Source organism: Pseudoalteromonas sp. 1CM17D (assembly GCF_023161805.1).
Taxonomy (GTDB): domain Bacteria; phylum Pseudomonadota; class Gammaproteobacteria; order Enterobacterales; family Alteromonadaceae; genus Pseudoalteromonas; species Pseudoalteromonas atlantica.
Map to the genome: position 1 here is coordinate 400,193 of NZ_JALNTP010000002.1, position 22,718 is coordinate 422,910.

Annotated in this window: 23 protein-coding genes and 1 pseudogene; 21 read left to right on the forward strand and 3 right to left on the reverse strand. The window is 41.6% G+C overall.

Translation table 11 applies throughout. The features are described from left to right. Nucleotides 1-138 precede the first annotated feature (138 nt). Together MSC25_RS05430 and fliD are read left to right on the forward strand one after the other, a co-directional pair. Nucleotides 139-573, forward strand: coding sequence for a flagellar protein FlaG (locus MSC25_RS05430; protein WP_096739248.1), 435 nt, complete (start codon nucleotides 139-141; stop codon nucleotides 571-573). Between the two features lie 59 nt (nucleotides 574-632). Beyond that, nucleotides 633-2,072, forward strand: coding sequence for a flagellar filament capping protein FliD (fliD, locus tag MSC25_RS05435; protein ID WP_096739249.1), 1,440 nt, complete (start codon nucleotides 633-635; stop codon nucleotides 2,070-2,072). A gap of 91 nt (nucleotides 2,073-2,163) precedes the next feature. Here fliD and MSC25_RS05440 read toward each other — a convergent pair whose 3' ends face one another. Together MSC25_RS05440 and fliS are read right to left on the reverse strand one after the other, a co-directional pair. Beyond that, nucleotides 2,164-2,460 carry a hypothetical protein gene (locus MSC25_RS05440; protein ID WP_096739250.1) on the reverse strand — a complete coding sequence of 99 codons (297 nt, stop codon included), beginning with the start codon at nucleotides 2,458-2,460 and terminating at the stop codon, nucleotides 2,164-2,166. 4 nt (nucleotides 2,461-2,464) lie between these two features. Next, nucleotides 2,465-2,866, reverse strand: a complete 402-nt coding sequence (fliS, locus tag MSC25_RS05445; RefSeq protein ID WP_096739251.1) for a flagellar export chaperone FliS — start codon at nucleotides 2,864-2,866, stop codon at nucleotides 2,465-2,467. 359 nt (nucleotides 2,867-3,225) lie between these two features. Between fliS and MSC25_RS05450 the strand changes: the two genes are divergently transcribed. Next, nucleotides 3,226-4,662 (forward strand): sigma-54 dependent transcriptional regulator, encoded by a 1,437-nt coding sequence (locus MSC25_RS05450; protein WP_096739252.1) that lies wholly within the window; start codon nucleotides 3,226-3,228, stop codon nucleotides 4,660-4,662. A gap of 111 nt (nucleotides 4,663-4,773) precedes the next feature. Further along, nucleotides 4,774-5,942 (forward strand): annotated as a pseudogene (locus tag MSC25_RS05455) (IS3 family transposase). Between the two features lie 66 nt (nucleotides 5,943-6,008). Here the strand turns inward: MSC25_RS05455 and MSC25_RS05460 are convergent. Then, nucleotides 6,009-6,596, reverse strand: a complete 588-nt coding sequence (locus MSC25_RS05460) for a DNA-3-methyladenine glycosylase I (protein WP_248442833.1) — start codon at nucleotides 6,594-6,596, stop codon at nucleotides 6,009-6,011. A 132-nt stretch (nucleotides 6,597-6,728) separates the two neighbouring features. On the opposite strand from MSC25_RS05460, the gene MSC25_RS05465 reads away from it, so the two are divergent. The 17 genes from MSC25_RS05465 to flhB all read left to right on the forward strand — a co-directional run bounded on the left by MSC25_RS05465 (nucleotide 6,729) and on the right by flhB (nucleotide 22,602). Beyond that, nucleotides 6,729-7,841, forward strand: a complete 1,113-nt coding sequence (locus MSC25_RS05465) for an ATP-binding protein (RefSeq protein WP_024032324.1) — start codon at nucleotides 6,729-6,731, stop codon at nucleotides 7,839-7,841. Continuing rightward, a complete protein-coding gene (locus tag MSC25_RS05470; protein ID WP_248442834.1) occupies nucleotides 7,838-9,262 on the forward strand; it encodes a sigma-54 dependent transcriptional regulator in 1,425 nt (474 codons plus the stop codon). Before MSC25_RS05465 ends, MSC25_RS05470 begins: the two co-directional genes overlap by 4 nt. Nucleotides 9,263-9,434: 172 nt before the next feature. Next, nucleotides 9,435-9,767, forward strand: a complete 333-nt coding sequence (gene fliE, locus MSC25_RS05475; protein ID WP_248442835.1) for a flagellar hook-basal body complex protein FliE — start codon at nucleotides 9,435-9,437, stop codon at nucleotides 9,765-9,767. A gap of 20 nt (nucleotides 9,768-9,787) precedes the next feature. After that, entirely contained in the window at nucleotides 9,788-11,503 is a 1,716-nt protein-coding gene (gene fliF / locus MSC25_RS05480) for a flagellar basal-body MS-ring/collar protein FliF (RefSeq protein ID WP_004588290.1), read from the forward strand. Next, nucleotides 11,496-12,536 carry a flagellar motor switch protein FliG gene (fliG, locus tag MSC25_RS05485; RefSeq protein ID WP_096041358.1) on the forward strand — a complete coding sequence of 347 codons (1,041 nt, stop codon included), beginning with the start codon at nucleotides 11,496-11,498 and terminating at the stop codon, nucleotides 12,534-12,536. The genes fliF and fliG overlap by 8 nt, the downstream gene beginning before the upstream one ends. A 3-nt stretch (nucleotides 12,537-12,539) precedes the next feature. Then, nucleotides 12,540-13,349: a flagellar assembly protein FliH gene (gene fliH / locus MSC25_RS05490; protein WP_096041359.1), complete on the forward strand. Its 810-nt coding sequence runs from the start codon at nucleotides 12,540-12,542 to the stop codon at nucleotides 13,347-13,349. 18 nt (nucleotides 13,350-13,367) lie between these two features. Further along, on the forward strand, nucleotides 13,368-14,702 hold the full coding sequence (fliI, locus tag MSC25_RS05495; RefSeq protein ID WP_096041360.1) for a flagellar protein export ATPase FliI: 1,335 nt from the start codon (nucleotides 13,368-13,370) through the stop codon (nucleotides 14,700-14,702). Next, a complete protein-coding gene (gene fliJ, locus MSC25_RS05500) occupies nucleotides 14,702-15,148 on the forward strand; it encodes a flagellar export protein FliJ (protein ID WP_004588294.1) in 447 nt (148 codons plus the stop codon). Before fliI ends, fliJ begins: the two co-directional genes overlap by 1 nt. Before the next feature lie 89 nt (nucleotides 15,149-15,237). After that, nucleotides 15,238-17,127, forward strand: a complete 1,890-nt coding sequence (locus tag MSC25_RS05505; protein WP_248442836.1) for a flagellar hook-length control protein FliK — start codon at nucleotides 15,238-15,240, stop codon at nucleotides 17,125-17,127. Between the two features lie 57 nt (nucleotides 17,128-17,184). Next, complete coding sequence (fliL, locus tag MSC25_RS05510) at nucleotides 17,185-17,718, forward strand: flagellar basal body-associated protein FliL (RefSeq protein WP_004588296.1); 534 nt, start codon at nucleotides 17,185-17,187, stop codon at nucleotides 17,716-17,718. 9 nt (nucleotides 17,719-17,727) lie between these two features. Continuing rightward, nucleotides 17,728-18,819: a flagellar motor switch protein FliM gene (gene fliM / locus MSC25_RS05515; protein WP_004588297.1), complete on the forward strand. Its 1,092-nt coding sequence runs from the start codon at nucleotides 17,728-17,730 to the stop codon at nucleotides 18,817-18,819. 20 nt (nucleotides 18,820-18,839) lie between these two features. Further along, nucleotides 18,840-19,238 carry a flagellar motor switch protein FliN gene (gene fliN / locus MSC25_RS05520; RefSeq protein ID WP_004588298.1) on the forward strand — a complete coding sequence of 133 codons (399 nt, stop codon included), beginning with the start codon at nucleotides 18,840-18,842 and terminating at the stop codon, nucleotides 19,236-19,238. Next, nucleotides 19,235-19,618, forward strand: coding sequence for a flagellar biosynthetic protein FliO (gene fliO / locus MSC25_RS05525; RefSeq protein WP_004588299.1), 384 nt, complete (start codon nucleotides 19,235-19,237; stop codon nucleotides 19,616-19,618). The genes fliN and fliO overlap by 4 nt, the downstream gene beginning before the upstream one ends. Before the next feature lie 4 nt (nucleotides 19,619-19,622). Further along, on the forward strand, nucleotides 19,623-20,366 hold the full coding sequence (gene fliP, locus MSC25_RS05530) for a flagellar type III secretion system pore protein FliP (protein ID WP_024032315.1): 744 nt from the start codon (nucleotides 19,623-19,625) through the stop codon (nucleotides 20,364-20,366). A gap of 42 nt (nucleotides 20,367-20,408) precedes the next feature. Continuing rightward, nucleotides 20,409-20,678, forward strand: a complete 270-nt coding sequence (gene fliQ, locus MSC25_RS05535) for a flagellar biosynthesis protein FliQ (protein ID WP_004588301.1) — start codon at nucleotides 20,409-20,411, stop codon at nucleotides 20,676-20,678. Nucleotides 20,679-20,680: 2 nt separating this feature from the next. Then, nucleotides 20,681-21,460 (forward strand): flagellar biosynthetic protein FliR, encoded by a 780-nt coding sequence (gene fliR / locus MSC25_RS05540; protein WP_004588302.1) that lies wholly within the window; start codon nucleotides 20,681-20,683, stop codon nucleotides 21,458-21,460. An 8-nt stretch (nucleotides 21,461-21,468) separates the two neighbouring features. Beyond that, nucleotides 21,469-22,602: a flagellar biosynthesis protein FlhB gene (gene flhB, locus MSC25_RS05545; RefSeq protein WP_248442837.1), complete on the forward strand. Its 1,134-nt coding sequence runs from the start codon at nucleotides 21,469-21,471 to the stop codon at nucleotides 22,600-22,602. The last annotated feature ends 116 nt before the right edge of the window (nucleotides 22,603-22,718 follow it).

Below are 22,718 nucleotides of genomic sequence, written 5' to 3' on the forward strand. Positions count from 1 at the left end.
AGCTAGCTAGTACATAAAGTCAGTATTAGTTTTAAAATAAGGAGGTGGCTTTAGCTACCTCCTTTTGTGGTTTAAGGATATAAATTAAGCTATTGTTAGTCTAATAACTATACAAGCTCGGCAATTTTAGGAGGCGTTATGAACACCATTACTTCAAACGCAGAAGTTACTATAGCATCAACATCTTTAACTGGTGAAGATAAACAAATAGGGCAGGCTGGCTCAGTATTGACTCAGCGAGCTGTTGATGACGTAAATAAAACGGATGAACAAGGCTCGCAAAACCAGTTAAACAATCACTATACGCAGCAAAGCTCTGAGGACAATAGTTCACAAAACCAACAACTTGAGCGTGAGCAGCTTGAAAAAGTGGCGCAACAATTGCAGGAGTTTATGGGAGAGATGAGCCGTAGTCTGCAATTTCGTGTTGATGAAGACTCAGGCCGTGACGTTATTAAAATTCTCGATAAAACCAGTGGCGATGTAATTAAGCAATACCCTTCGGAAGAAGTATTAAGCTTAGTGTCAAAGCTTTCTGAATCTGCGGGTATTTTAATTGATCAAACTGTTTAGCGGCTATTGTTACTCGTGTATTTAGTTAGCTTATTTTAAGGTGTTTAAAGGGGGGAAGTATGTCTATTTCGTTTAATGGTTTAGGCTCTGGTTTAGCTGTGTCAGATATTGTGGATGCATTAGTTAATGCTGAGCAGGCCCCTGCTGAAGCTCGTTTAAATACTACCGAAGGTAACCTAACTACAGATATATCTGCAGCAGGCGCATTAAAGTCTGCCCTTGAAAAAGTACAAACATCAATGGAAGCATTAGGCGATAGTGATAACTATCAACAGCGTAGTACCTCTGGTAATGATGACTTTATATCGATTAGTGCAGATGAAGACGCTCAGCCAGGTAGTTACGATGTAAAAGTAGATGCATTAGCGCAAGCTCATAAATTGTCATCTCCTGCATTTGCTGCCGATGAGGCAATTGGCGCCGGTGTAATTACAATTGGTTCTGGTGAAAACAGTTTTTCCACTGTTCTGTCTGCAACTAATACCTTAGAAGATTTACGCGACCAAATTAATAACGGCCCCTTTACGGGCAGCGATAGTAATGACTCGGTTGTGGCGACTATAGTAACCAGTGATGATGGCCAGCATTTAGTACTTACTAGTAAAGAAACTGGTGAAGACAATGCAATTACTATTACTGTTCAAGATGAAGATGGAAACAATACCGATACTGGTGGACTTTCGCGTTTAGCTTACGATGTATCTGACGCAGACCCGCTAAACCATACTACAAACCTAACAGAAGTAAACGCTGCACAAAATGCACAAATAACAATTGATGGCACATTAACGGTATCAAGTAATACGAATGAATTTAGTAACGTAATTGATGGTATAGATATTACAGCCAAAAAGGTACACGGTGCAGAAGATGATATAAGCGACTTATCTGTTACCGAAAATAACAACAATATAAAAACAGGTTTAAATGGGTTTATTGCCAGTTATAATGAGCTCTTAACATTAAGTAATACACTAGGAGCGTCAAGTTCTGAAGGTGCTGGTGTTATGGCTGGTGACTCGTTACTTCGCGGTGTAATGTCTAAATTACGAGAACAAATAACCGACTCTGTGGATTTAGGGAATGGTAACTCATTATCGCTTTCACAATTAGGGGTTGAAACAGACCGTTATGGAGTACTGACACTTAATACAGAGACACTGGATGAGCAAATAGACTCTGATGTTGATTTAGTGCAACAGTTTTTTGTAGGTGATGACGAAGACGAAGGCGGTTTTGCCCAATCATTTGACGAACTTATGAGCTTTTATACCGACACCGACGGTATTATCCAAAATCGTATAGACAGTAAAACAAATCAACTTGAAGATATTGATGATCAGCGTGAAAGCTTAACAAGTAAAATGGAGTCGTTATCTGACAGGTTATACGCTCAGTACAACGCCATGGATTTACTAGTCGCGAGCCTTAACTCTACAAGTAGTTATGTGCAAGCGCAGCTTGAAAATATGCCTGGTGTGGTGAGTAACAATTCATAACCAGTAAAATTCGTTAGGCCTATAAAAAAACCGTTTTATAAACGGTTTTTTTATGCTTAATTAAGTTTAAATAGCGCTGTGCGATACTTAGTTAAACTGATTTGTAGGCAGAGATAGCTTTACCTGTTTTTTTTTGCTTAATTATGGCTTTAGATGATTCATTTTTTACAGCATTTGCTTGTTTACTAATGTTGTTTATGGTGGTTTGAACTGCCATAAGCTGCTCGGCGTTAGGCGGGTTATCGCTTTCGCACCAGCGCTTAAGCTCACTATTTAAAGTATCCATAATTGGCGTGGCGTCATCAGCTTTGTTGCTTTGCACTAATACTTCAATTTGGCTGAGTAATTGATTGATGTACTCAGCTTTGCCTATTTGCTCTAAAGCCATTAGTTTATACCGCAGGAATACGCTGATCGACAGGAATACTATCCCAGCCTTCTTTTATTTCTTTAATAATGCCAGCTACCTCAGAAATAATCTCAATGTCATTATCTACATTTGCTTGCACAAGGCGCCTTTGGCAGTAGTCATAAAGTGCCAATAAATTATCAGAAATACTAGGATCTTGTTCTACTTCTAAGTTAAGCGCATCTTGCAGTGCACCTAATAATAAAATGCATGCTGAGAGGTTTTCGCCTTTTTTTTCTATTTCTTTGCGTTCAATAAAACCCTTAGTAGCGGCTAAGCGACCAATAATATTACTAAAAATAAGGTTTATTTGTTCATACGGCGCCATTTCTGCAATGTTACTTGCACGAACTTGACTGTATTTTTTCAGTGAGACATGTGCCATGGGAAAATCCTAAAATTTAACTACTAAAATTATGTAAAACTAATATCAAAACAAAGCAATATTAATGCCAAACGTTTTACTATCGTATAGTTATCGGCACTGCTGCTTTCAACTTAAGTAAATAATAGCTTATATATTTTGTATAATGGGTAATTTGTCCTTTAAAATTTTAGTAAGCTTTTATATTGGGTTTATATAAACTGATACTTAATGATTAATTCTTAAGTATGATTGATTTTACTAATCCGTCTATTTTTTGGCGTTTATGTCAAAAAACCGCCGCTATTACTTGCATCCATTCAGATCTCGCTTACAATTTAGCTAATAAAATGAATTAGTGAAATTATGGCTCGCTAACTATGATCTTGATTTTAGATAATAATAATAACCGTGCAATAGGATTACATGCATCACTTACCTTTATTGGGGAAGCTGTGCAGTTGCTTGACGAAAGTGATTTTGAACAAGTATCTAGTAAGTATCAACAACAAGAATGCATTGTTATTTTAGGTGCATTGCAAAGCTTAGATCATGAAAGCTTAATTAAGCGTTTTCCAACCCTGCCTTTTTTACTGATTGGTGAAACACTCAAGCCCTTATTAAGTATTGCTAATGTAGTGGGCTTAATTTGTGAGCCGTTTAATCACGAAGTAACCACACAGTTATTACACGACTGCCAACAGTACCAACGTATGTTGCCTGGTAGCCACAAGCAGCATAAACCACACAAAACATTTGATGGTTTAGTTGGCGAAACCGATGCTGTTAAAAACGTACGCTTTTTAATTGAGCAGGTGGCTAAAACCGATGCAAACGTGCTTATTTTAGGTGAGTCGGGTACAGGTAAAGAGGTGGTTGCGCGTAACGTCCATTTATTATCTAAACGCAATACGGGGCCATTTGTACCAGTAAACTGTGGTGCCATACCTGGAGAGTTGCTAGAAAGCGAACTATTCGGTCACGAAAAAGGGGCATTTACCGGCGCTATTTCTGCACGTAAAGGGCGGTTTGAATTAGCGCAAGGCGGTACGCTGTTTTTAGATGAAATTGGCGATATGCCGCTACAAATGCAAGTAAAGTTATTGCGTGTATTGCAAGAGCGCAGCTACGAGCGTGTAGGTGGCACAAAAGCGATTCAAGCAGATGTACGGGTTATCGCCGCTACTCATCGCAACCTTGAGGAAATGATTGAAAAGGGCAGCTTTAGGGAAGATTTATATTACCGTTTAAACGTGTTTCCTATTGAAAACCCGTCACTTAATGAACGTGCTGACGACATACCTTTATTACTTAAAGAGCTAATGCGCCGTGTTAATGAGCAAAGTGGTACGTCGGCTAAATTTACAGAGCGCGCGGTTGAGAGCCTCAAAGAACATGCTTGGCCTGGTAATATCCGAGAGCTTGCTAATTTAGTGGAGCGCATGGTGATTATGTTCCCTGAAAAAGTAGTGGATGTACCCGATTTACCCAATAAATATCGCTACATCGAGGTAGACGCATACGAGCCAGAATACCCTGAAGAGCTACTTGAAAAAGATGCCTTTAACGATATTTTTAGCTCAGGCTTTAGCGATTATGATAATGAACCTGAGCCTGAATTCAGCCAACCGGGATCTGGCGTATTACCCGAAGAAGGTATAGAGCTTAAAGATTATTTAGCAGAGCTTGAAATAAGCTTAATTACCCAAGCGTTAGAGCGTTTTGATTACGTTGTTGCGCGCGCCGCAGAAATATTAGGTGTAAGGCGTACAACGCTTGTTGAAAAAATGAAAAAGTACAATCTATCGCGAGATTAGCCAAATTTAGCAAGTGCCGAACCACTACAAATTACCGAGTTTGGCTCTTTTAATTTCTTGCTTACTGATCTGACTCCATAAAAGTAGACACCTATTTAGGAGTCAGTTCTCATGAAAGTAAAAGCGTTTCGTAAACATACAGAGGAATTTAAAAGAAAAGTGGTGCAGGAGTCATTAGACTCACACGGTACCGTTAAAATGACCGCTAAGAAATACGGTATTCATCCCGATATGTTGTCAAGTTAGAGAAGTAAAATGACCTCAAGAAAAGAGCCTAAGCCACTTAAAAACCATGGTCCAGAAAAGTCATATAAAGACCTTGAACGTCAAGTTCGTAACCTTGAAAAGCAGCTTGAGGACGTACAGTTGGAGAACGACGTACTAAAAAAGGCGAGGGCCTACTTCGACAGTCTAAAAGAATAAGGTTTCAATATATTCATAAGACCACGACGGTGAAGAAAACAGTAAGCAAGTTATGTAAGTTATTATCTGTTTCTAAGGCTGGGTATTACAAATGGTTGAAACAGTCGTCGAATCCAGTTGAAAGAAAAAATGATTTTTTACTTCAGTTTTTAATAAAAAGAAGTAATGAAGAGCACTGCATACCTGGTTACAGAAAATTGTGGCAAGCCGCCATAGCCGACGGATATGATTGCAGTAAAGGCCGAGTGCAGCGTTTATTACAAAGCGTAGGTTATCGCTCTAAATCAGGTAAGCGTCGCTACACCAGTGGTAATAAAAAGCAGGGTTTTATAACGACAGAGAATCTACTTGCTCGTCAATTTGATGTTGAAGAGCCTAATAGTGTATGGGTATCGGATATAACTCAGGTGCGCTGTAAAGAAGGCTGGCAGTACTTATGTGTCATTTTAGATTTATACTCACGCAAAGTTGTGGGCTGGGCAACAAGTCGAATTAATAATGCGGTTTTAGTGATTAAAACACTAAAGAAGGCTTGGAATGTGCGCAAGCCGAACGGGCAACGTTTACTGTTTCATTCAGATCAAGGGAGCCAGTATCGAGCTAAAGAGACTATATCGTGGTTGAACAAGCGAGGTGTAACGATTAGCATGTCGAGAAAGGGGAACTGCTGGGATAATGCCTGTTCAGAAAGTTTTTTTGCTCAGTACAAAAAAGAATGGATGAGTAATCTAAATGAACTGAGTCGTAGCGAAATGACAATACAAAGTCGTTTTTATATTGAGAATTACTACAACTCAGTGCGAATGCATGGGACGATTGGAAATGTTAGCCCCATACAATATGAATCAATGAATTAAAAACCCGTGTCTACTTTATCGGGGTCAGATCAATCGGGGTCAGATCATACAGCTTACAGCTTACAGCTAATAATTTTTAATAATCTCGGCTCTTCTAAAACAATCATTACTATGATCGTTAACCATGCCACAGGCCTGCATATGTGCGTATACCGTTGTAGGGCCCAAAAATTTAAAACCTCGTTTTTTTAAATCCTTTGCAAACGCTTTTGACTCCTCGGTAATTGCAGGGGTGTCTTCAACACTATTTAAATCACTAATAATTGGTTTATTGCCCACAAATTGCCATTGGTAATTACTAAAGCTGCCAAATTCTTTTTGAATCTCAATAAACCGCTGAGCATTATTAACGGTGGCAGCAATTTTTAAGCGGTTACGCACTATGCTCTCATCTTGCATTAGCCGTTCTATATCATCGGCTGTAAAGTTAGCCACTTTTTGCACATTAAAATTAGCAAATGCTTTTTTATAGCCTGCGCGCTTTTTTAAAATGGTGTACCAACTTAAGCCCGCTTGCGCCGACTCGAGGGTAATAAACTCAAATAATTTCGTGTCGTCATAAAGGGGGACTCCCCATTCTTCATCATGGTATTTCACATAATCAGGCTTTGTGGCGTCGAGCCATGCACAACGGCATTTATTTTGCTCACTCATTATTATTCCTTTTAGTGTGCGTCATTTTTTTGTTACGCGATATTGTAAGGTAACTAAATGAAAAATATATAAAATAATATTGGTATAAATTGTGCATTTAGCCCTATATCTACATCATTAAGAGATTTGATTATGGCCCTTGCGAGTGTACTTAAACCACAGTTTATTACTGCAAAACAGTATAACCCATGTTTACTTCAAGAAGAGTACATTGGTGAATTAAGTGATTTAAGACAGCAGGCAAGTTGGCTGTCGCACTTAGTTGATACCATGCCTGCGGGTGTTGTAGTGCTTGATGGCAAAGGGCTTATTGCAAAAGCCAATCAAATAGCGATTGATATGTTAGGCGAGCCGCTCGAAGGAGAGAAGTGGTTTAACATTATTCAACGCTCTTTTCGTCCCCACCAAGATGATGGGCACGAAGTGTCGCTCAAAGATGGGCGACTTATAAAGCTTGATATTACTGCGCTAGCGCCAGAGCCTGGGCAATTAATATTAATGACAGATTTAACAGAAACGCGCCGTTTGCAAAAGCGCGTAGCCCATATGCAGCGTTTGAGTGCGCTTGGTAAAATGGTGGCATCGCTTGCGCACCAAGTGCGTACACCGCTCTCGGCGGCTATGTTATACGCGGCCAATTTGGGTTCTAAAAAGCTACCAGAGTCATCACGCGATAACTTTCAAACTAAATTAATGTCGCGATTAAAAGATTTAGAAACCCAAGTTAACGATATGCTGCTTTTTGCCAAAAGCGGCGAGCAACAAGTGGTTGAACAGGTTTCTATGCAGCAGCTTTTAAACGAGGTAAAACTAGGTGCCGATGCAATGGTAGCCTTAAATAACAGCTCACTTGTTGTCGAGCTACCAGAGCCAGACATAGAAATTACCGGTAATAAAACCGCGCTGGCCAGTGCTATTCAAAACCTTATTCATAATAGTATTCAAATTATTGGCAGCCAAGCCCAGGTGACATTAAAAGCGCAGCGCGATAGCAGCGAACCCGATACCGTGCGTATTAGCGTATGCGATAACGGCCCTGGTGTAGAGTTGAGCCAAATAGAGAAAATTTTTGAACCGTTTTATACCACAAAAAGCCAAGGTACAGGGCTTGGGCTTGCTGTTGTAAGCTCTGTGGCTAATGCGCATCAAGGACGTGTTGAAGTGGTTAATAATGCCAATGGTGGTGCATGTTTTAGTTTATTGCTGCCCATATGCACGGCCTCAACGCAGGAGAAAACAGCATGAGTAATACAATACTAGTGGTTGAAGATGATGCAGGTTTAAGAGAAGCACTCATAGACACGTTAGAAATGTCGGGTATTGCCTGTGTTGAAGCCGATAGTGCTGAGCAAGCCATGATCCAATTAAAAAAATCTGAGTTTTCATTAGTGGTCAGCGACGTGCAAATGGGCGCGATGAGCGGCCTAGATTTACTTAGAAGCATTAAGCTTAACTACCCAGATCTCCCCGTATTAATGATGACTGCCTATGCAACGATTGATGATGCAGTAGAGGCAATGCGCTTAGGCGCAATTGATTATATGGCTAAACCATTTGCCCCTGAGGTGCTTTTAAATATGGTTAGTCGGTATTTACCCGAAAAGCCAAAAGACACTGACGGCCCAATTGTTGCCGACCCTAGCAGTATTGCGCTTTTAGAACTGGCGAGCAAAGTGGCGCGCTCAGATGCAAGTGTTATGGTGCTAGGCCCTAGTGGCTCTGGTAAAGAAGTGTTAGCGCGATACATTCACGATAAATCAAACCGATGCGATGCGCCTTTTGTGGCAATAAACTGTGCGGCTATTCCCGAAAACATGCTTGAAGCCACTTTATTTGGCTACGAAAAAGGCGCGTTTACCGGTGCAATACAAGCATGCCCAGGTAAATTTGAACAAGCCCAAGGCGGCACCATATTACTTGATGAAATAACCGAAATGGACTTAGGGCTGCAAGCTAAGCTATTACGGGTATTGCAAGAGCGTGAAGTTGAGCGTTTAGGTGCCCGTAAAACAATTTCACTCGATGTAAGAGTACTCGCAACCAGTAACCGCGACCTAAAAGAAGCCGTTGCAGATAATCAATTTAGAGAAGACTTATATTATCGCTTAAATGTATTTCCCCTAATGTGGCGACCGCTCTGTGAGCGCCCAGGCGATATAATAGTATTGGCTAAGCATTTAATAGAGCGCCATTTAGTTAAAAGTAAAGAGCCGTTAGCAACGCTTGATAGTGCCGCTGAGCAAAAATTACTAAGCCATGCATGGCCTGGTAATGTACGCGAGCTTGATAATGTGATTCAACGTGCGCTTATTTTGCGAACGGGCAATGTAATTGGCGAACAGGCCATTTTTATTGAAAACTTAATGCAAGCGCCAATTAACAGTACGCCTACACAGGAGATAGCGCCTGAACAAGCGAACACTCCCAGTGGCGCGTATTATGATGACAAAATAACGCCTGCAGAGGCGAGTGGCTCACTGCCTAGCGTTGATACTGGCAGCTATAAAGATGAGCTAAAAGATAAAGAGCATAAAATAATATTAGAAACCCTAGCGCGCTGCCAAGGCAAACGTAAAGATGTTGCACAAACACTTGGGATCAGCCCGCGTACTTTACGTTATAAACTAGCGCAAATGCGTGATTTAGGTATTTCGCTGCCCGCATAACTTTACCCCTTTCTTCTATATAACCCTAAACTAACCACGGTTAGTTTAGGGTTGTCAAATCTCTGACTCTCAAAAATAATAGTTAACCTTATGTAATTAAAGGTTTATTTTTATGGCACACTTTGTGCTTTATTCCCTTTATGAACGTTAACTGCATTTGCCAGAGAAAATTATGAAAATTCAAAACAGCGCGCTATTTCAAGAAATGCAATCAATGGCTTTAGAAGCAGGCCATACAAATCAAATTAATAAGCTACCTACTAAAGCTCAGCCAACATCGTCTGCTCAATTTGGTGACTTACTAAGTGATGCATTAAACACGGTTAATGGCTTACAACAAGATGCCAAACAAAAAGTAGTGGCTGTTGAAATGGGTGATAGAAGTGTATCGCTTGCTGAGGCAATGATTGCCTCACAAAAATCGTCAGTGGCATTTGAGGCTACAGTACAAGTAAGAAATAAACTTGTTGAGTCATACCAAGAAATTATGAACATGCCTGTTTAAGTAGGTAGTGGAGAATTATTGTGGCGCAATCTAATCAATCAACAGATCTTGCTCTTGCTGGCGGCGGTATTGACCAAAGCGAAGATAACGAGCAACAAGAACAAAAGTCGGGCTACTTAAGCGCCTTAAATGGTGTTGATGTGCTTCGCCAAGTCACCCTTATTATTGCGCTGGCTATTTGTTTAGCTATTGCCATATTTGTGATTATTTGGGCACGTCAGCCAGACATGCGTCCGCTGGGTAAAATGCCAACAGAAGAGCTGATCCAAACCCTTGATTTTTTAGATGCACAAAAAATTGACTACGAACTAGACGGCAACGTAATTTCGGTTGATGAAAGCGAGTATCAAAACATTAAATTGCTGATGGCCCGTGAAGGCCTAGAGCAAGGTCCTACTTCAGGCACCGACATCATAATGCAAGATATGGGCTTTGGTGTTAGCCAACGATTAGAGCGTGAACGCTTAAAACACGGCCGCGAACAACAACTTGCCCGCACCATAGAAGAATTAAACAACGTAACACGCGCGAAAGTTTTATTAGCCATTCCAAAAGAAAACGTATTTGCACGCAGAGAGAAAAAGCCATCAGCCACAGTGGTATTGACTCTTAAGCGCGGCAGAATGCTTGATGGCGAGGAGATTGACTCAGTGGTTGATATGATTGCCTCTGCAGTACAGGGGCTTGAGCCTTCACGTGTAACGGTAACAGATCAAAACGGCCGCTTACTTAATTCAGGCTCGCAAGACTCATTAGCAGCACGCTCTCGTAAAGAGTACGACATTGAAAGAAAGCGTGAGCAAGAGTATTTAGAGAAAATAGACAGTATTCTTATTCCTGTAGTTGGCTTGGGTAACTACACGGCGCAAGTTGATTTAAACATGGACTTTAGCTCAGTAGAAGAAACACAAAAGCGCTACAACCCAGACTTACCAGCAGTAAGAAGCGAAACCACATTTGAAGAGAACAACATTGGTGGCTTAGCGGTAGGTATTCCTGGGGCACTGACTAATCAGCCCCCTATGAATTCAACTATTCCAGAAGTAGCAGGCCAAGGTAATGCGGGTACGGCAACCAATCCAAGTCGAGTGCATAAAGAGGCTACGCGTAATTTTGAGCTAGACACCACCATTTCACATAAGCGCCAACAAACAGGGGTTATTCGCAGAATTAGCGTCTCGGTTGCCGTTGATTATGTGCCAAAAGTAGGTGAAAACGGCGAAACAACCATGGCGCCGCGCTCGGTAGAGGCTTTGTCAAATATACGTCGCCTATTACAAGGTGGGGTAGGCTTTGATATGCAACGCGGCGATGCATTAGAGGTGGTAACCGTGCCATTTGTACGCGAAGCAGTTGATTTAGATTTAGAAGTACCGCTGTGGGAGCAGGACTGGTTTATGAAAATCGTCCGCTTAGTATTGGGGGCGCTGGTTATTATTGTGCTTATTATGGCAGTTGTTAAGCCTATGCTTAAACGCTTAATATACCCAGATGATACGCTCGAAGAGTACGATGAAGATGCATTAAGCTCTGGGGTGGATATTGGCGATAGCACGCTAGATATGCTAAATAAAGACTTTGATTCTGCTTCTGTAGGCTTCTCAAGCGATGGTACACTACAGCTGCCAGATTTACATGGCGACGAAGATTTGCTTAAAGCGGTAAGAGCACTTGTAGCGAACGAACCTGAACTATCATCACAAGTAGTGAAAGCGTGGTTAACAGAAGATGACTGATCAAGAACAAAAACAACTCCCGCCAGCGTTTGATGTTGACAAGTTAGATGGCGTAGATAAAGCTGCAATTCTTTTATTGAGCTTATCTGAAGAAGACGCAGCGCAAATACTTAAACACTTAGAGCCTAAGCAAGTGCAAAAAGTGGGTATGGCAATGGCTGCGCTAGATGACTTGTCACAATCTAAAATAAGCGCAGTTCACAATTTATTTATAGAACAAATACAAAGCTTTAGTACAATTGGCTTCCAGTCAGAAGACTTTATTAAAAAGGCGCTAACCGCCGCATTAGGTGAAGATAAAGCAGCAAGTTTAATCGACCAAATTGTAATGGGCTCGGGCGCTAAAGGCTTAGATTCACTTAAATGGATGGACTCAAAGCAAGTTGCCAATATTATTCGTAATGAGCACCCGCAAATTCAAACTATTGTTTTATCGTATTTAGAGCCTGAGCAATCGGCAGAAATCTTAGCGCAATTTCCTGAAAAAGTGCGCCTAGATTTAACTATGCGTATTGCTAATCTTGAAGAAGTGCAACCTGCAGCATTGCAAGAACTTAACGAGATTATGGAAAAACAATTTGCCGGCCAAGCAGGCGCACAAGCCGCTAAAATGGGTGGCTTAAAAGCCGCGGCAGATATCATGAACTACCTAGATACAAATGTAGAAGGGCAGTTGATGGACTCTATTCGTGAACACGATGAAGAAATGTCTCAGCAAATTCAAGATCTTATGTTTGTATTTGAAAACCTTTTGGATGTGGATGACCGCGGTATTCAAGCCATACTGCGTGAAGTACAGCAAGACGTACTAATGAAAGCCATTAAAGGGACTGATGAAGCGCTTAAAGATAAAATTTTGGGTAATATGTCTAAACGTGCTGCCGAAATGCTTGCCGATGATTTAGAGGCAATGGCACCGGTTAGAATAAGTGAAGTAGAAGCTGCCCAAAAAGAAGTGCTTTCAACAGCAAGGCGTCTATCTGACGCAGGTGAAGTTCAGCTAGGCGGCGGCGGTGGCGAGGAGTTCCTGTAAGCTATGTCTAAATTAAAAGGTCGCCCTTTACATGCAGATGATGCTGATGAGCTTTTAAAAAACTGGCCAATACCTGACGTTGCTCCTGATGAGCGTAGTTTTGGCAATCGTTCAACGGCTTTTGGCACACCGCTTTCTGATTTGTATAAAAAAGAAGTTGAAGAAGAAGCAGTAGAAGACACTCAGCCGCAAGAGCCTGAACTGCCTTCGTTAACTATGGCTGAGCTTGAGCGCATTAGGCAAGATGCTTATGAGGAAGGCTTAAAGCAAGGGCACGAACAAGGCTACATAGATGGCTTTGAAAAAGGGGTTGGTGAGGGCAAAGAAGCAGGCTATAAAGAAGGCGTAGAGCTTGGTAAAACACAAGGCCAAGAAGACGTAAAGCCGTTAATAGAAGAGCAGTTAACCAGCTTGCGTAGCATAATCGACAACCTCAGCGCTCCGCTTGATAAAGTGGACGAACTGGCAGAAAAGCACCTAGTGCAATTAGCGGTTATGTTGGCAGAAGCTATAACCTATCAAGAAATTAAAACATCGCCCGATGTTATTTTACATACGCTTAAAAAAAGCATAGATGCATTAAATACTGAGCAAGAAAAAGTTCGTGTGCATTTAAACCCAGATGACCTAGAACTGGTAAAGCAAAGCTATGGTGAGCAAACAATTGCAGATAATAATTGGCAGCTAATTGCAGAACCCACACTCGAGCGCGGCGGTTGCGAAGTTAAAACGCCTCAATCGTCTTTAGATATGACCCTAAAAACCCGTGTCAAAGAAACGTTGGATAGTTTTTTGCATAATAGTGGTATCTAATCTTTTTTGTGGCGTGTTATGGCAGCTCAACGTGCACCTCTAAGCGAACGCTTAAATCAATACCAACACCATATTGCAGCGTTTAAACCTGCTGTAGCGGGTATTTTAACCCGAGTAGTCGGTTTAACCCTTGAGGCGAAAGGGCTACGTGCGCCTGTAGGCAGCCAATGCAAAATAGAAACTATGTCAGGGTTTGTAGATGCTGAGGTGGTGGGCTTTAGTGAGCAAACCCTTTACTTAATGCCTAATGACCACATTTCCGGTGTGTTACCCGGTGCGCGTGTTATTCCACAAGTAAATGATACCGGATTGCCCGTTGGTATGAGCCTACTGGGCCGCGTTGTTGATGGCTTAGGCCGCCCGCTTGACGGCCTGGGGAAAATTAACGCCGAACACTATTTAAAGTTTGCACAAAACCCCATAAACCCCCTCGCTAGAAGACCAATCAGCCAACCTATGGATGTAGGTGTACGGGCTATAAACTCAGTTATTACTGTAGGGCAAGGCCAGCGTATGGGTTTGTTTGCAGGCTCTGGTGTTGGTAAGTCAGTACTCTTAGGTATGATGACCCGCGGCAGTGAAGCCGATGTTATTGTGGTTGGCCTAGTGGGTGAGCGTGGCCGTGAGGTAAAAGAGTTTATTGAAGAGATACTCGGTGTAGAAGGGCGCAAACGCTCTGTTGTGGTAGCTGCTCCTGCTGATGCATCGCCCCTTATGCGCTTGAAAGGCTGTGAAAGTGCGGTGACCATTGCTGAGTACTTTCGTGATCAAGGATTAAACGTATTGTTATTGCTTGATTCAGTAACCCGTTACGCCATGGCGCAACGCGAAATAGCGCTAGCGGTTGGCGAACCTCCTGCAACAAAAGGGTATCCGCCTTCTGTATTTGCTAAATTACCGGCGCTGGTGGAGCGAGCGGGTAATGGCGGCGAAGGGCAAGGGTCTATCACTGCGTTTTTTACTGTGCTTAGTGAGGGCGATGATATGCAAGACCCAATAGCCGATGCTGCACGTGCTATTTTAGATGGGCATATTGTACTTTCGCGTGACTTAGCCGATAGCGGTCATTACCCCGCGATAGATATCGAAAAATCAATTTCTCGTGTTATGCCGCAAGTGGTGTCTGAGCCTCATATGCAGCAGGCCCGCGTATTAAAACAAGTGTATTCAATGTATCAGCAAAATAAAGATATGATCACCTTAGGTGCGTATCAAAAAGGGGCTGACCAAATGCTTGATCAAGCTATAAATATGATGCCGCGCGTAAATGCGTTTTTACAGCAAGGTATGCGTGATGTAATAAGTTACGACGATGGTTTACACGGTCTAGCTCAATTACTAGGACAAGCATAATGGCAAAAAATAAGCTCGATTTACTGCTTAAGCTCGAAAACGACAAAGAAGAAAATCTGCGCATGAGCTACTTACAAGCCAATCAAAATTTACAAGCTAACCAACAAAAGCTGCAAGGGTTAAATAACTTTAGATTAGAATACTCTCAGCAATTACATGTGAAAGGAAAGTCCGGTTTATCAAGCGCGGGCTTTGGCCAGTACCATGCCTTTATAGCAAAAATTGAAGAAGCGATTCGTCAGCAAGCCAGTACGGTAAATACCGCTAAGCAAGTTGTAACACAGCGTAAAGCTTTGTGGTTAAAGCAGCAGGTAAAAGCAAAAGCCGTAGCAAAATTAATTGAAAAACAAAACCTAAAAGCGGCGGCGTTAATGGCAAAGAGTGAGCAAAAAATGCTGGACGAGTTTTCTGCTAATCAATTTTTTCAGCGCCGTAAAAGTTTATAACTCTGGCGCGTTTATTGCTTTATTGGTAGGTGGTAATTAATTTTGGCAAAGTGCGGTGGCAACTTGCCGCAGTGCTGTGTAGGTGAATTATGGCAATAAACGATATTTCAATGTTGGCAACAGCTGAAAAAGACTCTTTTTTAGCATTTAAAGACAATAACTTACCTGCAGGTAACGAATCTGGTGATGATTTTTTAAGCCAGCTACAAGATGCAGACAAACCCTTTGTATTACCTTCTAATTCTGAGGCTCCTAGCCAAGCTGGCTCTTTATTGCCAATAGATGATAAGCAGCTAGCCAATAGCAAAAAACCGACAGCTTCATTAAGTGATGACACGCAAGATACGTTATTATCTGGCGATAGCGTTTTAGCACAAATAAACTCCTCGCAAGTGATTGACGTAAGTGTAAAAAAACACGGCAATAGCGATAATGATTTTAGTGATTTAAGTGCAAAAAAGAGTGATAAAAGTGTCAGCTTTTTAGCTTCGCAACTAGGTGAAACTGGTGAGGCCGATGCCATAACGACTAAAGCCGAAGATACTCTTTTAAATGATAATAATAGCAACGGTAAAAAAAGTGCGTTTACAAACGCTGAGCTTGAAACTAAAGCAGCTAAGCAAAGCGCTGGAGAAAATTTAGCCCCTTCTTTAAATAATGAAGGTAAAGGTGCTGAGAATACAAAAGCGTCAGGCACTGTATTGAATGCTGAAAGTGCGCTGCCTATAAGCGATGCAGACATAGAGCAATTAGCCAAAGAACTGACTCGTTCATCTACGCAATCAGAGCTATCAACTACATCTAAAGTACTCAACTCATTAAGCGAAGCGCAACGTGCACAATTAAACGAGCACGTTAAAAGCTCCTTTGCTGAAACCACGCCAAGTGAAAGTGATGATCGTGCTAGCTCCGTTAAACAATTACTGACAGAGTTTGTTGTACAAAACGAAAAAGCTCCAAGCATGCCCGGTGAGCTAGTTCAATCTCAGTTAAAAAACCTAAATAGCGATGAAAAGCAGGCGCTACTTAGCCAATTGAAAAGCTATGTGAGTAACGAGCAACCAACAGGTGATACGCTCAAAAAAGTAAATGAAACAATAAGCAACTTACAAACTATGCTTGATACGCAGCTTAGTGAGAGCAAAGCGCAAAGTGTGTCGAGCTCTGCAAATGCGGCTTTAAATGCGCAGCAAGCCAGTAATGCTGCAATGACTGCGAATACAACGCAAAATAAAGCCATGATTAATGCTGAAGCACCCTCTAGTATTGAGCAAGACGGTGTAAATCCAGAAGAGTTAAACGCCCTAAAGGCCGAGCAGGAAAGCTTACTTAAAGAGCCTAAAACAAATACTGGTTTATCGCGTGTAGCTCAGGTGTTTACGTTGATAACCGATGGCATTAATAATACGCAGGCACAAATAAATACTCAGTACGACAACGCTCGTTATGAGCAGTCTATTTTAGAGAGCCAAGCTATACAGTCGCAGCAATTACAAAGCAGCACCGCGCAGGTTAAGCAGGTAAATATAGATGCAAGTATGATGCAGGCTATTAATATTGTTAAAAGTGATGCAGCTAAAATGCTTCAAGAGCGTGTATCTTCAATGCTAAGCATTAGCAATAAAGAAGCTGAAATTCGCTTAGATCCGCCAGAAATGGGCAGCATGCAAATTCGTATCAGAAGTGATGCTGAACAAGCACAAATAAATTTTGTAGTGCAAAACCAGCAAGCTAAAGAAGCACTTGAACAATCAATGCCGCGCTTACGTGAAATGTTAGCCGAGCAGGGAATTGATTTAGGTGAAAGTACGATTTCTTACGGGCAATCTGGTAGTGAGCAAAGCGATGAAGGCGAAGGGCAATCACAAGGTCAAACGGCTAATAAAAATACACAGCAGGATAAAAATGATGAGCAAGATGGGGCTAACCCACAAAGTTCTCGACAACAAACTTCATCATCAATAGATTACTATGCCTAAGTACTGCTATTATAATAACTAAAACAAGCAAGTACCTTTGCTAAAAAAGGAATCACAATGGCCGAAGAAACAAGTTTAGAAATAGAAGAAACCGGTAAAAGCAAAAAAAAGCTGATCATAATCATAGTGGCAGTACTGCTTGTTGTTGGCGGTGGTGCAGGCTATTTTTTTATGGCGGGCGATGATGCACCCGTTGAAACATTAGATGAAGAAACAACAACCGCAGCGCAAAGCGACTCGGCTACACCTTCAGGCTCTTCAGCTGAAATGGGCAGTGCCTTGTATGTTGCTATGCCAAGACCCTTTGTGTTTAATGTACCTGGGTCAAGCAGAGATAGAATTGTACAAATAAAAGTGCAATTACTTGTGCGTGGCGATGTAAATGAAGAAACCGCTAAAAAGCACATCCCACTGATTGAAGGCACCTTATTAAGCGTGTTTTCAACCACCACAGCTGATGAGCTCAGCACCAGTGCAGGCAAAGAAACATTACGCTTTACTGCGCTTGAAAAAGTGCAAGCTGCGCTGAATGATGTTGAAGGCACTAAAGTAATTGAGCGGGTATTGTTTACCGGCTTTGTGATGCAATAAGGGGCTAGCGTGAGCGATTTATTATCCCAAGACGAAATTGATGCACTCTTACACGGCGTTGATGAAGTCGAAGAGGAAGATATACACGAAGGTGAAGACGGCGAAGGCAGTACATTACAGTACGACTTTTCTTCGCAAGATCGGATCGTGCGTGGTCGCATGCCGACCCTGGAAATTGTTAACGAGCGGTTTGCTCGTCATATGCGAATAAGCTTATTTAACATGATGCGCCGCACCGCAGAGGTGTCGATTAATGGCGTACAAATGATTAAATTTGGCGAATACATTCATACCTTATTTGTACCAACAAGTTTAAATATGGTGCGTTTTAGACCGCTAAAAGGCACTGGCCTTATCACCATGGAAGCACGTTTAGTGTTTATTTTGGTAGATAACTTTTTTGGTGGTGACGGGCGTTACCATGCCAAAATTGAAGGCCGCGAATTTACCCCTACCGAACGTAGAATCGTGCAAATGCTACTAAAAATTATCTTTGAAGATTACAAAGAAGCATGGGCACCGGTTATGGACGTGTCGTTTGAATACCTCGATTCAGAAGTAAACCCAGCAATGGCCAACATTGTGAGCCCTACTGAGGTTGTGGTTATTAGCTCTTTTCATATTGAATTAGATGGCGGTGGCGGCGATTTTCACATCGCTCTGCCGTATTCAATGCTTGAACCCATTAGAGAGCTATTAGATGCGGGTGTACAATCGGATACAGAAGACACCGATTTGCGCTGGAGCAAAGCTTTACGCGATGAAATTATGGACGTTGAGGTGGATATGTCGACTCAACTTCTTGAGGTGGATTTGTCTCTTAAACAAATAATGGAACTTAAAGCGGGCGATATTATACCGGTAGAAATGCCAGAGCATATTACGGTATTTGTTGAGGAGTTACCTACATTTAGAGCTAAAATGGGTCGTTCTCGCGATAACGTTGCGCTACAAATTAGTGAAAAAATTAAACGCCCTGATTCAGTTAAATCTGAGCTGCATGTATTTACCAAAGGCGGCAAGAAAATTGATTCAGATGCAGAATTAGCAGAACTAGAAGATGATTTACACCTTTCTGACGGTGTAGACTTAGACTGGTAATTGATTAAAAGGTTAAAAGTATGAGCGATGATCAAGACACAATGGACGAATGGGCAGCAGCCCTAGCTGAAGCCGAAGGCGGTGATGAGAGCGCCGAAGCGCATGTAGCAGAGCTTGATGAACTAAGTGATGCTAAACATGAACTTAGCGGTGACGAAAAGCGTAAACTCGATACAATTTTAGATATTCCTGTGACTATTTCTATGGAAGTAGGGCGCTCTAAAATAAATATTCGTAACTTACTGCAGCTAAACCAAGGCTCTGTTGTTGAACTAGACCGCGTAGCCGGTGAACCACTGGATGTATTAGTAAATGGTACGCTCATTGCCCATGGCGAAGTGGTTGTAGTGAATGATAAATTTGGTATTCGTTTAACGGATGTTATTAGCCAGGTAGAGCGGATCAAAAAATTACGATGAGCTCCCTTGCTGCTTTAACAAACTCAGTATTTACAAAGGCAGAAACGTTAACACCTACGGCCGACATTTTGTCTATGGTGTTGTCGTTGGTTGCGGTGCTAGTACTGATTGTAGTGCTGGCATTTTTTGTTAAAAAACTTAACCCAAATTTAGCTAATAGCGAAGAATTTAAAGTGGTACGAAGCTTACCGCTTGGCTCTCGAGAGCGCTTAATGGTGGTTGAAATAGATAATGCACAGCATTTATTAGGGGTCACCCCGCACAGTATTAACTACTTACATAAATTAGACACGCCGTTAAGTGAAAAAGAACTGCCAGAACTTGCTAAGCGATTTAGCAAACTACTAAACCCGCAAACGAATCAAAATAAAAAGAATTAACCCTATGATAAAGTGGCTGCTGATTATTTTAGCTGTGTTATTTGTACCTGCCGCAAGCAGTGCAGAGGGCATAGACGCTCTAACCATTACAACCAATGCCGACGGGACGCAAGATTACTCTGTAACCTTGCAAGTACTGGCAATTATGACGGCGCTGAGCTTTATTCCTGCCGCCATAATTATGATGACTTCGTTTACCCGTATTATTGTTGTACTGGCCATTTTGCGCCAAGCCATTGGTTTACAATCAACACCTTCAAACCAAGTTTTATTAGGGATGTCGCTTTTTTTAAGTATTTTTATTATGGCGCCTATTTATCAGCAAGTTAACGAACGTGCGATAGAACCCTATTTAAATGAACAAGTTACTTCGGTACAAGCATTAGAGCTTGCAAAGGAGCCCATGAAGGCCTTTATGCTCTCGCAGGTACGATTAAAAGACTTAGAAACGTTTGCCAAAATAGCAGGTTATGACCAGCTTGATTCGCCAGAGGCCACGCCACTTATTGTGTTAATACCTGCATTTGTGACCAGTGAACTACAAACCGCGTTTATTATTGGGTTTATGTTTTTTATACCGTTTTTAATTGTGGATTTAGTGGTTGCCTCGGTATTAATGGCCATGGGTATGATGATGCTCTCGCCCATGATAGTGTCCTTGCCTTTTAAAATAATGTTATTTGTACTGGTCGATGGCTGGAGCCTAGTAATGGGCACGTTAGCCAAAAGCTTTGGCTTAGGGACATAAACCATGTTTTACATTCGCACTTTTAAACATTAGGAGTACAACATGGAACCAGAAATTTTTGTTGATATTCTTAGCGATGCACTGTTTTTAGTTATTAAGCTGGTATCAGCTATTGTGGTACCAGGTTTACTTGTTGGTTTAGTGGTGGCGGTGTTCCAAGCGGCAACCTCAATTAATGAACAAACCCTAAGTTTTTTACCGCGATTATTAATTACCATTGGGGCACTTATTGTAGGTGGGCATTGGCTTACTCAAGAGCTAATGGACTTTTTTACCCGCCTAGTGTTACTCATTCCTGAAATTGCAGGCTAATTGTGGAATTTCCTTTTTCTGTTGTTATTCAATGGTTAAGTGATTTTTTACTGCCTTTAGTTCGCATCAGCTCTATGATCATGATTATGGCGGGCTTAGGCGCACAAAACGTACCTACACGTATTAAAATGGGATTGGCGGTAGTGGTAACGTTTTTAGTGGTGCCAGCGCTGCCTCCTGCAACATTTACTAATTTATTTTCTTTTGAAATGGTGCTGGTGGTTATTCAGCAAATGTTGATAGGTGTTGCGATAGGGTTTGCCTCTACGCTAATGCTAAATACCTTTGTGCTTGCTGGGCAAATACTGGCAATGCAAACCGGTTTGGGCTTTGCCTCTGTTATAGACCCTTCAAATGGTGCGAGCGTGCCTGCAGTTGGCCAGTTTTACTTAATTTTAGCGACCTTGTTATTTTTTGTTTTTAATGGCCATTTAATGATGATTCAAATGGTGGTGCATAGTTTTTCGGTGTTGCCTATAAACGGCCAGTGGTGGGCTGTTGATCATTACTGGGACATAGTAACGTGGGGCAGCTGGATGTTTACCACTGCACTGGTATTGGCTTTAGCCCCCCTTACGGCCATGCTCATTATTAATATTTCATTTGGTATTATGACCCGCGCAGCACCGCAATTAAACATTTTCTCAATAGGTTTTCCGTTTACATTAGTTGCCGGTTTAATGATTATTTGGGCTACCTTGGGTAATTTTGTAACCCAATTTGAATTTCAGTGGTTAAAAATGATTGAGCTAATGTGTAGTCTTGTTGGCTGTACGGTGTAGGAGGGGCAATGGCTGAAGATTCAGGACAAGAAAAAACAGAAGAACCCACCTCCAAAAAGCTCGAAGATGCTAAAAAGAAAGGTCAAATAGCACGCTCAAAAGAACTAGGTACTATGTTCGTACTTATTTTTTCTGCAATTTCGTTGCTGTTATATGGGCCGGAAATAGGCAAAGGCTTATACAATATTATGGGCAGGATGCTGTCTTTAAATCGCAGTGAAACCTACGACACCACTAAAATGTTTGCGGTGTGGAGTGAGGTGGCCAGTGCGTTGCTGTTTCCTATGGCGATGTTTGTTTTAATTATTGTTATTGCAGCATTTATAGGAAATACCTTACTCGGCGGCTTTAATTTTAGTTGGGAAGCTGCAGCACCTAAACCCAGTAAAATGTCGCCAATGAAGGGCTTTAAACGCATGTTTGGACCACAAGCAGCGATAGAGCTTGTAAAATCTATATTAAAGTTTGCGCTGGTGGCTATTTTTGCGGTGTTTTTGATTCAAACTTTTTTTGATGAAATTTTGCATTTAAGTATTGAAAGCGCACCTAGTAATATAATTCATGCCCTTGAAATACTCTCGTGGATGTTTTTAGGATTGTCGTGCACTTTGGTGATTATTGCCGCAATAGATGCGCCTTATCAGAGTTATAACCACAACAAACAACTTAAAATGACCATGCAGGAGATCAAAGACGAGTACAAAAACTCAGAGGGTGATCCGCAAATTAAAGCGCGCATTAGGCAAACACAAAGGCAAATGTCGCAGCGAAGAATGATGCAAGATGTTCCCGATGCCGACGTAATTGTAACCAACCCTACTCACTATTCTGTGGCGCTAAAATACGATACTGAGCGAGCAGGTGCGCCGATTGTACTTGCCAAAGGGATAGATGAAATGGCTATGCAAATTCGTAAAATAGCTAAAGGTAACGAAGTACCGATTGTAGAATCTCCTATGCTTACGCGGGCGCTTTATCATACCGCCGAAATAGGCCAACAGATCCCAGATCAGCTATTTACCGCTGTCGCACAAGTTTTAGCCTATGTATTTCAGCTTAAACGCTTTAAAAAAGGCCGCGGAAAGCGCCCCATCCCTCTTAAATCTAAACTGTCTATTCCGGATGATTTTAAATACGATTAGGGTAAGCTAACCACACTTTGAAGAGGCGCCTTGCCTAAATACCAACACGGGGCTGCAAATTCAAACCATAAAGCCCATTCGCTCTTGTCTCTCACTTGCTTTAAATTTTGTATCAA

What these genes read in the sequence shown, in the direction of transcription:
- MSC25_RS05430 (WP_096739248.1), top strand. Translation starts at nt 139, where the DNA reads ATGAACACCATTACTTCAAACGCAGAAGTTACTATAGCATCAACATCT.
- fliD (WP_096739249.1), top strand. Translation starts at nt 633, where the DNA reads ATGTCTATTTCGTTTAATGGTTTAGGCTCTGGTTTAGCTGTGTCAGAT.
- MSC25_RS05440 (WP_096739250.1), bottom strand. Translation starts at nt 2,460, where the DNA reads ATGGCTTTAGAGCAAATAGGCAAAGCTGAGTACATCAATCAATTACTC.
- fliS (WP_096739251.1), bottom strand. Translation starts at nt 2,866, where the DNA reads ATGGCACATGTCTCACTGAAAAAATACAGTCAAGTTCGTGCAAGTAAC.
- MSC25_RS05450 (WP_096739252.1), top strand. Translation starts at nt 3,226, where the DNA reads ATGATCTTGATTTTAGATAATAATAATAACCGTGCAATAGGATTACAT.
- MSC25_RS05460 (WP_248442833.1), bottom strand. Translation starts at nt 6,596, where the DNA reads ATGAGTGAGCAAAATAAATGCCGTTGTGCATGGCTCGACGCCACAAAG.
- MSC25_RS05465 (WP_024032324.1), top strand. Translation starts at nt 6,729, where the DNA reads ATGGCCCTTGCGAGTGTACTTAAACCACAGTTTATTACTGCAAAACAG.
- MSC25_RS05470 (WP_248442834.1), top strand. Translation starts at nt 7,838, where the DNA reads ATGAGTAATACAATACTAGTGGTTGAAGATGATGCAGGTTTAAGAGAA.
- fliE (WP_248442835.1), top strand. Translation starts at nt 9,435, where the DNA reads ATGAAAATTCAAAACAGCGCGCTATTTCAAGAAATGCAATCAATGGCT.
- fliG (WP_096041358.1), top strand. Translation starts at nt 11,496, where the DNA reads ATGACTGATCAAGAACAAAAACAACTCCCGCCAGCGTTTGATGTTGAC.
- fliH (WP_096041359.1), top strand. Translation starts at nt 12,540, where the DNA reads ATGTCTAAATTAAAAGGTCGCCCTTTACATGCAGATGATGCTGATGAG.
- fliI (WP_096041360.1), top strand. Translation starts at nt 13,368, where the DNA reads ATGGCAGCTCAACGTGCACCTCTAAGCGAACGCTTAAATCAATACCAA.
- fliJ (WP_004588294.1), top strand. Translation starts at nt 14,702, where the DNA reads ATGGCAAAAAATAAGCTCGATTTACTGCTTAAGCTCGAAAACGACAAA.
- MSC25_RS05505 (WP_248442836.1), top strand. Translation starts at nt 15,238, where the DNA reads ATGGCAATAAACGATATTTCAATGTTGGCAACAGCTGAAAAAGACTCT.
- fliL (WP_004588296.1), top strand. Translation starts at nt 17,185, where the DNA reads ATGGCCGAAGAAACAAGTTTAGAAATAGAAGAAACCGGTAAAAGCAAA.
- fliN (WP_004588298.1), top strand. Translation starts at nt 18,840, where the DNA reads ATGAGCGATGATCAAGACACAATGGACGAATGGGCAGCAGCCCTAGCT.
- fliO (WP_004588299.1), top strand. Translation starts at nt 19,235, where the DNA reads ATGAGCTCCCTTGCTGCTTTAACAAACTCAGTATTTACAAAGGCAGAA.
- fliP (WP_024032315.1), top strand. Translation starts at nt 19,623, where the DNA reads ATGATAAAGTGGCTGCTGATTATTTTAGCTGTGTTATTTGTACCTGCC.
- fliQ (WP_004588301.1), top strand. Translation starts at nt 20,409, where the DNA reads ATGGAACCAGAAATTTTTGTTGATATTCTTAGCGATGCACTGTTTTTA.
- flhB (WP_248442837.1), top strand. Translation starts at nt 21,469, where the DNA reads ATGGCTGAAGATTCAGGACAAGAAAAAACAGAAGAACCCACCTCCAAA.